The organism is Flavobacterium segetis (assembly GCF_900129575.1).
GTDB classification, from domain to species: domain Bacteria; phylum Bacteroidota; class Bacteroidia; order Flavobacteriales; family Flavobacteriaceae; genus Flavobacterium; species Flavobacterium segetis.
Genome location: NZ_FQWE01000012.1, coordinates 21,848 through 34,179, shown reverse-complemented (window position 1 = coordinate 34,179; position 12,332 = coordinate 21,848). Strand labels below are relative to the sequence as shown.

Genomic DNA, 12,332 nt, shown 5'->3' with positions numbered 1-12,332 from the left:
AAAATAGAGGAGCTTCATCTACTTTATAAATATATCTCTTGTTTTCGCTAGCGCTGCAACAAGAGGATGCCACTGTAAACAAAGTTCACTGAACTCCTATGAAAATATATTTCTGTGAAGTAATAAGGGCTAAGATATTTGTAGTTATGGGATTATTTTGTGGTTGTTTTGTCATTTTGGGGAACGAAGACCTGAGTGTTAGCGAACCAGCGGAGCAATCTCTGCTTGATGAGCAATTTATGAAGACTCTTACTTCTTCTGAGTGACAATTTGAGCCTAAGTAGTGTTATGATTTAGGTTATTGTTTTTTGCGTTTAGTTTGTCATTGTAAGGCATCACGGATTTCTATTTGTTGAGCATTTTATGGAGATTCTTCCTTCGTCAGAATGACAATTTGGTGCGTTATTTTAAGATACAATTGATGCAATTTACTACGTTTAGCTTGTCATTTTGAGCATTGAAGAATCTCTGATTGTTTAACAAATTTTGAGCATTCTATAATGCGGGACTTTATTATTGATTATTTTCACTAATTTGATTGCGCTTACCGGAGCTATTTTTACATTTTACTTCCTTTTTCGACGTAAAAATAGTAAAAACCGTTTAAGCCGCTTAAAAAAATTTCTTTTGTTTGTCCATCGCTAAAAGTTAATTAATAAGTATATGGTAATTCATTGTTAGCAATTTTACTCGTAACTTTCCTTCTACTACATAATCCTATTCCTATAAAAAAGGTTACCGTACCAATGGCAAACTTTGTGATAAGTTGCATGCCACAAAATGTTTTTATTTCCTCTTCAGTTATTTCTGAAATAGGCTTTTTTAAGTCAATCCTTTTCTTCAACCAATCTTTATTAAAGTTTTTGGTAAGAAGTAAATTAATTAGGTAAAGAATTATCAAATAAACAATGAATACTTAAAGCATTAATGGAGTTAATGTTAAGTTAGCAATTGGACTGATTAATATATCCATTATGTTAGTATATTTTAAAATATTTATTCCAAGTTGATAGTAATAAATAGTTTCTTTTAATATCCTCAAAATAACAAAAATAAACAACCAAAGGGGGGCATTTTTGTACTGTTTAACTAAATTTCATGTACCTCTTACTATTTTTAAATAGTATATTGTTAGGTGTTTAAACCACATCCATTTGTGTACCATAACTATTCATATTAAATTTTCTATTCTTTTTAGAATCGGTATCATTAAAAATATTTTTATTTTAAGGTTTCTTAGCGAAGAAAAGATTGAAACGAAAAGCTGTACTCGAGCGCAGGAAACTGACGAAGTAAATAGCTCCAAATAAAAATTACGAAAGTAAATGGTTAGTAAAGATTCTTTTTGTGGTCAAATAAAAACCTCGAGATTCTCCGTTGTATTTATAAATAATTATCTTTGCCTATAGGTTTAATAGAGTATTTAAAAAAATATTTTAAACAAACTAAAATTATCATCTGATTTCTTTTACTAGAGATCCAAAAACTAAATTTAAATGAGTAAAGAAAATTTATTACAAAAAGAGAACAGTATTGTTCATGAGCAAGTTTTGGTTGCAAATCAAAATTATTCGGAAAGCTTTGGTGAAAAAGCAAACTTGCCAATGCCTCCAGGAAGGAAATTCGCAATTCTAACATGTATGGATGCCCGCTTGGACCCTGCAAAGTATGCTGGACTTTCAGAAGGTGATGCACACGTTATTCGGAATGCAGGAGGAAGAGCCAGTGATGATGCGATTCGTTCATTGATTATTTCCTATAAATTATTAGGAACTGCTGAATGGTTTGTGATTCACCACACTGATTGTGGAATGGAAACTTTTACAGACGAGATCGTAAGAGATTTACTAGCGACAAGCCTTTCTACAGCTACCGTTGATGCTAATGGATGGAGAAATATTACGGAAGAAGGCGGTTCCCAAGAAGCAAAAAACATTTCTTTTTTAACGATTAGTAATCAGGCAGAAAGTATTATTGAGGATGTTAGAAGAATTAAAGACCATGCGTTAGTTCCTACACATATTCCAGTTTATGGCTATCTTTTTGATGTGAAAAGTGGAAAGTTAATCGAAATTCCCGAAGCTACTATTGTAGGGAGAGCAAGTTAAATCCCATCACATAGTATTGTTTTAATAAAGAAATAATAAATGGCACTATCCCTTAGCAACATCAAGTTGTTTATTATTGCCATTTCTTCAACAAGCAAAATTAATTACAATGGTCTTATTTAAAACTGATTGAAAGTACAAATGGTTAAAGTATAAAGTTGTATTTTGGTACAAATATCGGATAGACATTTAAAAAAAACCACGCCAAAACGTGGTTTTAAATTATAATTTTTCAATTGGCCTAATAGTTTAATTCAGCTATTTGGCTTAAAAGATAATAACGCTGTAGCAGTTTTTGTCTGTACGATTCTTTTTCAGTTTTATTTAATATATATTGAAATTGCTGCTTTTTCTATTAATTCACCTATTGGTTCAGCATAAAGCCCTTTGCTTCTTAACAATGCTTCTACTTTGTGGGAAGCTTCTTTTGTGACAGCAATCAATAAACCTCCACTCGTTTGTGGATCACATAAGATATGTCTTTGCTTTTCATTTTCAATATTAAGTTTATGACCGTAACTATCCCAGTTTCTTAGTGTGCCTCCTGGAACGCATTTTTTATCGATATAGTCATTTATTTCGCGGAAAACAGGCACTTTGCTATAATTAATCGTAGCAGATACATTGCTTCCTTCACACACTTCAAGTAAATGGCCCATGAGTCCAAATCCAGTTACATCGGTTAATGCAGTGACTTCATCAATTTTTGATAGTTCTAGACCAACATCATTTAAAATGATCATTGAGTTAGCAGCAATAGCTGCATGTTCGTCTTTTAGAAGGCCTTTCTTTTGTGCAGTTGCTAAAATTCCAACGCCTAATGGTTTCGTTAAGTAAAGGATGCTTCCTTGCTTAGCTTTGTCATTTCGTTTTATATTATCTATTGCTACAGTTCCTGTGACCGCCAGCCCAAATATAGGTTCTGGATTATCAATGCTATGACCGCCAGCGAGTATTATACCAGCATCAAAGCAAGCTTTCCTGCCTCCCTCCATTACTTGTGCAGCGATTTCCGGGGCTAATTTATCAATTGGCCATCCTAGAATTGCTATTGCCATCACCGGTTTTCCTCCCATAGCATATACATCGCTTAAAGCATTTGTAGCAGCAATTTGTCCAAAAGTGAAAGGATCATCAACAATAGGTAAAAAAAAATCGGTTGTGCTTATTATTCCTATTCCATTACCGATGTCGTAAATAGCGGCATCATCTCTAGTGTCGTTACCCACTAGTAATTTTATATCTTCTATTTTGGGTGCAGTAGATTGTAGGATGGTAGTTAATACTTTTGGTGATAATTTGCATCCGCAACCTGCGCCGTGACTGAAACTTGTTAATTTAATATCGTTATTCATTTAGATAATTGATAGATTTATTAAAAATTTTGCTGTTTTTTCAGCATTTATAATAGGTATGTTAAATTCTTGAATTTGTGCTTGTTGCCGGGCTTGCAACCCTTTTAGATAGCACTTATCGTAATATTGAAGTGCAATTTCTACTACTTTATAATAGTTTTTATTATCAAGAGCTTCCAAAGCAAATTTGGCATTGTCATACCCAAGTCTTTTTGTGATTCGGGTGATAGCAAGTGCTAATTGCTCAGGATTTAAACGGGAATACATCTGAACTAGTAGTTTTGCTCTTTCTTGGAGCGGAACATCTAAAAAATATAGTGGCATATTTCTCATGTTGCAATAAAAAGCGTCTGGAATGGATACTTGCCCAATTAATCTACTTTCATCTTCAATCCAAATAGGTAAGTTGCCGTTTAATTTTTGAATCACTGAAAACAAATTGTTTTCAAATTGTTCCGTTGTTGGCTGAGGTTGTTGGTCTATACCACCAAATGCCGAACCTCTGTGATTAGCTAATCCTTCTAAGTCTATAACTTGTTGTCCATTCTTTTGTAAACAAAAAAGTATATCTGTCTTGCCCGAGCCAGTGTAACCACCCAAAACTTTCAAATTTACTGACTTTTCAAAAAATTGTAACACATAATTTCTAAAAGCTTTGTATCCATTTTCAATTACGTATACCTTTTCAAATCCATTTGCAATAAGGTGATCTGCAAAAGCATTACTTCTCATTCCTCCACGCCAGCATTGTATTACTGCTTCCTTATTAGGAGCAATAGCAACAGATTTGGTTACAAAATCATTTAGTTTAGGTTTTACAAAATCGTAACCAATTGCAAATGCGCTTTCTTTAGATTCTTTTTTATAAGCAGTTCCTACTACCGCCCGCTCTTGATCTGTAAATAACGCGACATTAATAGCATTTGGAATATGTCCTTTGCAAAACTCTCCTGGTGACCTGACGTCAATAATTGGAATGTGATTTAAATTATGAAAGTAAAAATCTACAGAAATAACTTGTTTCATTACAACGGGTGTTAATGTTTCAAAGATAAACTTATTACAAGGAATAAGTTACTTTTTACACGAGTAAGCTATATAATTTTTGCTATTTTTTGAGGGTAGTAAATGCAATTTTAGATTTAATGGTTTATTCAAAACTTCGATTTACGCGTTGCATGTTTGCAGTATGCTTAATTAGGCTTTGGAATTGGTATAAGGAATATAACGATCGCAATTATTTTATTTTTATAGTTTCAGTTGTGATAACAAATACTAGTAAATAATCCTTTAAACAAACTAAAAAACAAATTGTTAATGTAGTTAATTTATCATTGATAGGAAAAGCTATAAAGCTACTATAGGAATAACATCTTTTTACAGACTTCTTTAAAAAAATTAAGCGTAACACCGGCTTTAGCAAGGCAAAATCGCGAGCTAAAAATAGAACCAAATAAAAAAACCACGAATGAACGTGGTTTTAGTTTGATTTTTTATTGATTTAGCAATACTCGTTGAAAGCATCTTTCAAGTTTTCAGCGATCATTTCAGCTGGGCGACCTTCAATGTGATGGCGCTCTAACATATGAACTAATTCACCGTTTTTGAATAATGCCATAGCTGGAGAAGATGGAGGAAAAGGAAACATATGTTGTCTCGCAGCATCAACTGCTTCTTTATCTACACCTGCAAAAACTGTGATTAAATGATCTGGTTTTTTAGCACCTTCTAAACTCATTTTTGCTCCTGGACGTGCATTTCTTGCTGCACAACCACAAACCGAATTAACAATAACTAGTGTTGTTCCCTCTGCTTTAATTGCATTATCTACGGCCTCAGCACTATGTAAATCTTGAAAACCTGCTGACGTCAATTCTGCCTGCATTGGTTTTACCATTTCTTCTGGATACATATCGTTGTATTTTAAATATTAATTTTATATAGCAAAGTTACAAAGTTTAGAAAGAACTCTCTTGTTTGTATTATAAAGTTTTGTTATTGTTTGATTGCTATTTTATTGCTCGAATCACCGAATTAAAAATGGCTCGTAAAAATGGTTTCTTAGGACATTTCCAAATCACTTGAAAATCCTCCCAAAAAGAGGTTTCTTCATCTAAAAACTTAAAGATTAAATCTGGATTTCCTTTTTTAAATAAAGAGGAAAATATCAGAGCCCCCAACTCGTTTTTTTGATATAAAACATCTAAAAGAAGTAAATCGTAAAACCAAAATTTTGTTTTATTATAGAATTTTCTAAAATCAGTCTCTTTTTGTAAAAATGTTACCAAGTCTGTAGATTTTTTATCAGAACTCTTAAAAGTATAGCCTGTACTAGCTTTAGTCCAACCACCTGACGTTCCTATATTTAAAACTTTTTTTGTATTTTTTTTCCAAAAAGGATAACAAGTCATCGGAATACTTCCTTGTTCTTTATCAACGATTTCATAATCTGTAATTCCTAGTCTTTTCATGTAAAGAATAATTTCCTGCTCATATTCCTCTTTTTTCAACAATTTTTCAGAAAATAAGGTGTATTCCAGTAATGCTTCATTTACAGAGGTAGGTAAAATATACATAAAACGAGTATTTCCCTTTTGCGCTACAGAGAAATCCATGAAAGTCACTCTTTCAGGATTAAAAACGGCTTCTTTGCTTTTTATAAACCACCCTATAAAATGTTGTTGCAAAAGTGGATATTTAGTTTGATTCTCTACTTCTGATTTTCGATAAATACTATTAATTACTTTATCGCAAGTGAAATTTTCGAATGGCGTTGCTACAAATACGTGATTTTCCAGCTCATTGATGTCAAGCACTTTCTCATTTAAAAATGTAATATTAGCTTGCTTTGCAATCAACTCAAATACTTGATTGTAAAAATCTAATCCTTTTACCATATTGTAATGGTATGGCTTTAAATCAAGATCCCGACTAAAAGTAGCATTAGCAAACAAAGCGGAATCCCACTTTTTAGAAATACTGTTTTCCCAAATAGAATCAGTTGTCTTCCAGAAACACCAAGTTCTATCATTTTCCTTTTTAGTATTTTCATCAATTAGTAAAATACTTTGGTCAACAAATGTACCAGACTGAATCATTTTGTAAACGGTCATCAAAGCGGATAGTCCTGCGCCAGTAAAAATATAATTATAGTGTTTCACATTGCAAATATAATTTTTTGTAGATGATTTTGACATAAAAAAACCACGCTTTCGCGTGGTTAACAAACAATTTACTTAATTTAACAACTATTATTTGTGCATCAAAACCGTATCTACTACATGGATTATTCCATTTGAAGCATCTAAATCAACTGCAGTTACTTTTGACATCCCTCCTTTTTCATCAGTAATGATTACATCGCTTCCTTTAAGTGAAGCCGTGATCTTTCCTCCTTGAACGGTTGTCAAAACCGCTTTACCTTTTCCAGCTTTGATAGCTGCAACAACCGCTTTGCTATCTAATTTTCCAGCAACTACGTGATAAGTTAAAATACCTTGTAACATTTTCATGTTCGCTGGTTCTAGTAAGCTCGCTACTGTGCCCGTTGGTAATTTATCAAATGCAGCGTTAGTTGGAGCAAAAACAGTAAAAGGTCCTGTACCAGATAAAGTTTCTACTAAACCAGCAGCTTTTACTGCAGCTACTAATGTGGTATGGTCTGGAGAACCCACCGCTACTTCCACTACGTTTTGTGCAAATGAGTTAATACCTGTGAAAAGCGCAATTGCTAAAATTGCCGACGATAAAATTTTCTTTGTTTTCATAATTGTAATTTTTTATAAAAATACAAGGTTTGTAAATCGAACTAATCATTGTTTGTAAAAGTTTAACCACTGTTTAGTTTTAATCTTAGTAGCTTTTATGTTAAAAATCAGTTAATTATGTTTTTACAACTTGAAATATTTCAATTAGCTAGGGACTGCGGCATTTAAAAACCGATATATCCAATATCTATTAATCTCAATATTAAAATAGTTTAAAGTGATCATTTCACAAAGTTTTTAACAATTGACAATAATGATCACTCCTTTATTAAATATTATTCTTTGTTTTTGCGGAGTTATAATTATTGCACTTTATCAAGGATTAGCAGTAAGGCTTTCGCCGAAATAAGGGAATGCTGCTGAAATATTATAATTTTTTCTTTATCTAAAATGGTCAAACTAGGATAAACAACTTGATTATCACTTGTAGCTAAAACTATTGCTAAATCATGAATTCCAGTATTTGTTCCATTGGGTTGAAATTTAAAAGTGTGATCATTGAAAACAATGTCTCGCTTAGTTTCAGCATCAAATGAGATGAAATAGAAATACTCATTTAGCGCTGCAATAATTGTAGAATCTTTAAAAGTCGTATTTTCCATTATTTTACAATATTTGCACCAATTCGTATGCGTAAATACAACAATAGGTTTTGGATTTGCCTTTGATAATTGTTCTGCTTGCTCAAAAGTGTTTAATTTCAATTGAGCAAAACCCGAAGGAATTGTCCAAAGAAACAATACAAATATGTAAAGTATTTTTTTCATTATTTCAACGTGTATCGCAATCCTAGAAAAGTTCTAATTCCTTGGTTTGGACCATAAACATAACTTGGATCAAAAGTTAAGCCGTATGGATTATCAGCGGTGGCTTGCACATTTCCAGTCGCGTCATATTGTACATTTTTATCAAATGGATCATTTGCTCTTGCAATAATAAATGGATTTCCTTTGTTTGGCGTCCAGTTTAAAAGGTTTTTCACTCCTGTATAAATTTCGATTTTCTTGAACTTATTAAAAGTAAATTGGATATTCTGAATGCTCCACGTTGGAGAGTAATCTTTTCTTGGATCTAAAGGACCTAAAGTTGGCAAGCGCATCGGTCCATAAATATTTCCAGTATAATCTAGGTCTAAGAATAATTTATTGATTCTATACGAAATCGCCCAAGTTCCTGAGAACTGTTCTGTTAAGATTTGCTTAGTGGTAATGTTGTTTTCTGTCTTGGAAACATCCATAAAAGTAGCTCCCAAAATCATTTTCAAACCATTAGTGAATACAAAGTCAACGTTAGAACTAATTCCTTTAGTAACTGCGTGGCCATCTAAATTTTTATAAATAATTTGGTTAGGATTTGTGTCGTAATCAGGAATAATAGAGTTGCTAAATCGAGTATACCAAGCGGTTGTTTCAATTCCTATAAAAGTTCCATTTTGAGCGTAAAGTTTTGTCAAATAGTTCAAGTTAACATTAAACGAGCGCTCTGGCTTTAATTCTTCAAGCACAATTACATCACGAGAACCTGTTAAAGCAGCATGTTCTTCAGTAAATAAATTTACAATTCTAAAGCCAGTTCCCGTATTGAAGCGCAAAATATTATTGTCATTCAGTTTCCATTTATAAGCTAATCTCGGAGTAAAAATAGAACCGTGGTTGCGGTTGTAATCGTAACGAGCACCAAGAAGTACTTTATGATTTTCATTAAAGGCTATTTCATCTTGCACAAATAAACTTGGAATCCAGTTGATGTCCTCCTTTACGGTCGCAGTCGTATTATCATCGTAATATTGGTAGCGCAAAGCTGTTCCAAAAAGTAAATCGTGATTGTTTAGTTTTTTGTCCCAAGTTAGTTGTCCAAAACCAATGCGCTGTTTTGCTAAATACGGAATATCTCCATAAACCGAGTTTTGGTCGTGATCCGTATACGAAAAAGAGAATAACATTTTCTCAGCGATAGGCAATTCATAAGCCCCTAATAATTCCCAACGTTTGGTGTAGATGCTCTCGCCATATACTTCGTTTCCGCCACGGTATTTTTTCTCCCACTGCATTTCACCGCCCCAACGATCTTCATAAAAATAGCGTCCTGCTAAGGAGAATTGCTTATTGTTTTTTTGATTAAAATTCCATTTCTGGAAAACAGAGATTCGATCTTGTAAGGTTAAATCAGTAAAATTATCATTGTTGTTGTCAATAGGATTGCTGTAGTTAAAGTAATTAATTCCAGTTAACATCGAGATGTCTTTAGTCACATTTGCTTTAAAACCTACGTCAACGTTGAGTTCGCCCCAATCCGTTAAAAATGAATCAGCAGAAAAAAGAGGAGCATTTTTCGGATTCTTAGTGATGATATTTATTAAACCACCCACGGCTTCACTTCCGTATAAAGAAGAAGCTGGACCTTTCACAATTTCGATGCGTTCCAATAAAGAATTAGGAATTCCTGAAAGTCCATAAACCGTTGAAAGTCCACTTACAATAGGCATTCCATCAATTAAAACTAAAGTATAAGGACCTTCAAGACCATTGATGTGAATGTCTCCTGTGTTACAAACATTACAGTTCAGTTGCGGACGTACACCATTCACGTTTTGCAAGGCTTCAAAAATATTTGCAGTTGGATTTTTCTTAAAGAAAATAGGTTTGTAAACTTCAACAGGAACAGGACTTTCTAAACGCGATACTGCTTTTAAAGTTCCAGTAATTACCACTTCATCTAAAGTGTTATTTTCCTGAAGTTCAAAATTCAAGTAGACATCAGTGCTATCGCTAACCGTGAAAATTCGTGTCTTTGTTCTAAAACCAGTATAGGAAACTTGAATTTCATAGGTTCCTTTTGAAAAATTTATAATCTCAAAATTCCCTTCTGAGTCGCTGACTGTGGATTTTTTCAAGGTTTTAATAACAACATTTGCTAATGGCAAAGGCATTCCATCAGCAGAAACGTTTCCTTTTAGTGTAGTTTGACCAGTCATCATGATGCTGAATAGTGTGCAAAAAAGCAGTAATAGATTTTTCAATATTTAATTTTTAGATGTGAATATATTTATAATTTAGACAAATCTAAAAATTATATTGGATAAAACAAAAAAACATATTTATATTTGCTGTAAATAGTTAAAAATGGGTAAATCATTAGAAGAGGTTCACGAGTCGGTCTCAACAGAAAATAAAAAATCAGTTTTTAGAAAGATTCTTGCCTTTTTTGGTCCTGCCTATTTAATAAGTGTGGGCTATATGGATCCTGGAAATTGGGCAACAGACATTGCTGGCGGAAGCCAGTTTGGCTATGCTTTACTATGGGTTTTATTAATGAGTAACATCATGGCACTGTTACTTCAAAGTTTTAGTGCGCGTTTAGGAATTGTAACCCAACTCGATTTAGCGCAAGCTTCTCGAGCTACTTACTCTAAATTTATCAATTATATTCTTTATTTTCTCGCCGAAGTTGCTATTGCGGCTTGTGATCTTGCGGAGGTACTAGGAATGGCAATTGGTATTAATTTATTGTTTGATATTCCATTAATTGAAGGCGTAATAATTACAGTTTTAGATACTTTTCTACTATTGTTTTTGATCAATAAAGGAATTCGAAAAATGGAGGCATTTATCATCGTTTTAGTATTGATAATTGGAGTTTCATTTATTTTCGAAATGTTCTTCGCCCAGCCAGAATTAGATAAAGTTTTGTACGGCTTAATTCCTTCTATGCCCAATGAAGCTGCGTTGTATATTGCTATTGGAATTATTGGTGCAACCGTAATGCCGCACAATTTATACTTACATTCCTCACTGGTGCAAACTAGAAAATTTGATCGAACGCCCAAAGGAATTAAGCAAGCTATAAAATATAATTTTATTGATTCGACCATTGCTTTGAATTTGGCATTTTTTGTAAATGCTGCTATTTTAATATTGGCAGCAGCCACATTTTATAAAAGCGGAATGTACGAAGTTGCCGAAATTCAAGACGCACACAAGTTTTTAGCACCTATTTTAGGAACGCAATGGGCACCCATTTTATTTGCAGTTGCCTTAATAGCTGCTGGTCAAAGTTCCACAGTTACCGGAACATTAGCAGGCCAAATTATCATGGAAGGCTATCTTAATTTACGAATACAACCGTGGGTGCGACGCATTATAACGCGATTAATTGCTATTATTCCCGCTGTGATTGTTATTAGTATTTTTGGTGAAGGAGTTACGGGAAAATTGCTGATTTTGAGCCAAGTAATTTTAAGTTTACAATTAGGATTTGCTATTATTCCGTTGATTCATTTTGTAAGTGATAAATCTAAAATGAAAGGATTTCATATCAGTCGCACTACCCAAATTGCCGGTTGGACGGTAGCGTTAATTATTGTATCTCTAAACGCCAAGTTAGTTTATGATGAAATAAAGGGTTGGTTAGAAATTTCTGAAAACCCCATTGTCTTATGGTTAACCGTTGTTCCGCTGGCATTCGCTTTTCTAGTTTTGCTATTGTATATTATATTTAAACCTTTTGTTTCTAAGACTAAAATCGATATTCAAAATCACTCACCTCATAATTTAAAATTAAAATTTTCTGAATCGGGAACTTTTACACAAAAAAATATCGCTGTTACTGTAGATTTTTCAGACTCAGACGAAGTCGCGTTAAATACTGCTTTTGAGTTAGGCGGTAAAGCCGCTGAATATACCTTAATTCATATTGTAGAAACAGTTGGAGCAATGATTCACGGTGAAAAAGTAGATGATCATGAGACATTAATTGACGCGAAATTATTAAACGAATACAAAGAAATGTTGACAGAAAAAGGATTTACGGTTAATACAAAACTAGGTTTTGGAGATCCAGCGAAAACAATTCCAACAATTATTAACAAAGAAAATTTTGATATATTGGTTATGGGAACACACGGCCACACCGGATTTAAAGATTTAATTTTTGGAACTACTGTCGATAAATTGAGACATAAAATCTCTATTCCATTGTTAATTGTAAAAAATTAATTTTCTTGGAGCTTTATCCAGCTATCCGTTACAATCTTTTTGAATTTGCTAAAGGACGCAAATTTAAAAAGGATTTTTACTACTATCCGGGCTAAAAAATAATCAGAA

General features: G+C 33.1%; 10 protein-coding genes. 2 read left to right on the top strand and 8 right to left on the bottom strand.

All coding sequences use genetic code 11. The annotated features are described in order from the left end of the window. Positions 1-652 precede the first annotated feature (652 nt). Positions 653-844: a hypothetical protein gene (locus tag BUA99_RS14070; protein ID WP_143151781.1), complete on the bottom strand. Its 192-nt coding sequence runs from the start codon at positions 842-844 to the stop codon at positions 653-655. Positions 845-1,496: 652 nt separating this feature from the next. On the opposite strand from BUA99_RS14070, the gene BUA99_RS14065 reads away from it, so the two are divergent. After that, positions 1,497-2,108, top strand: a complete 612-nt coding sequence (locus tag BUA99_RS14065; protein WP_072993747.1) for a beta-class carbonic anhydrase — start codon at positions 1,497-1,499, stop codon at positions 2,106-2,108. A 320-nt stretch (positions 2,109-2,428) separates the two neighbouring features. Here the strand turns inward: BUA99_RS14065 and selD are convergent, their stop codons facing one another. The 7 genes from selD to BUA99_RS14030 form a co-directional block, all read right to left on the bottom strand. Then, on the bottom strand, positions 2,429-3,463 hold the full coding sequence (selD, locus tag BUA99_RS14060) for a selenide, water dikinase SelD (RefSeq protein WP_072993744.1): 1,035 nt from the start codon (positions 3,461-3,463) through the stop codon (positions 2,429-2,431). Further along, positions 3,464-4,489 carry a tRNA 2-selenouridine(34) synthase MnmH gene (mnmH, locus tag BUA99_RS14055; protein ID WP_072993741.1) on the bottom strand — a complete coding sequence of 342 codons (1,026 nt, stop codon included), beginning with the start codon at positions 4,487-4,489 and terminating at the stop codon, positions 3,464-3,466. 475 nt (positions 4,490-4,964) lie between these two features. Then, positions 4,965-5,375: a BrxA/BrxB family bacilliredoxin gene (locus tag BUA99_RS14050; RefSeq protein WP_072993738.1), complete on the bottom strand. Its 411-nt coding sequence runs from the start codon at positions 5,373-5,375 to the stop codon at positions 4,965-4,967. 97 nt (positions 5,376-5,472) lie between these two features. Next, a complete protein-coding gene (locus BUA99_RS14045) occupies positions 5,473-6,624 on the bottom strand; it encodes a lycopene cyclase family protein (RefSeq protein ID WP_084673566.1) in 1,152 nt (383 codons plus the stop codon). A 90-nt stretch (positions 6,625-6,714) separates the two neighbouring features. Further along, the gene (locus BUA99_RS14040) at positions 6,715-7,230 is read right to left on the bottom strand and encodes a fasciclin domain-containing protein (RefSeq protein WP_072993732.1); all 516 of its coding nucleotides are present in this window, start codon (positions 7,228-7,230) and stop codon (positions 6,715-6,717) included. Positions 7,231-7,532: 302 nt separating this feature from the next. Continuing rightward, positions 7,533-7,997 (bottom strand): thioredoxin family protein, encoded by a 465-nt coding sequence (locus BUA99_RS14035; protein ID WP_072993729.1) that lies wholly within the window; start codon positions 7,995-7,997, stop codon positions 7,533-7,535. After that, entirely contained in the window at positions 7,997-10,207 is a 2,211-nt protein-coding gene (locus tag BUA99_RS14030; protein WP_072993726.1) for a TonB-dependent receptor, read from the bottom strand. The genes BUA99_RS14035 and BUA99_RS14030 overlap by 1 nt, the downstream gene beginning before the upstream one ends. A gap of 145 nt (positions 10,208-10,352) precedes the next feature. Here BUA99_RS14030 and BUA99_RS14025 point away from each other — a divergent pair, with 145 nt between their 5' ends. Next, complete coding sequence (locus BUA99_RS14025) at positions 10,353-12,224, top strand: Nramp family divalent metal transporter (protein ID WP_072993722.1); 1,872 nt, start codon at positions 10,353-10,355, stop codon at positions 12,222-12,224. The last annotated feature ends 108 nt before the right edge of the window (positions 12,225-12,332 follow it).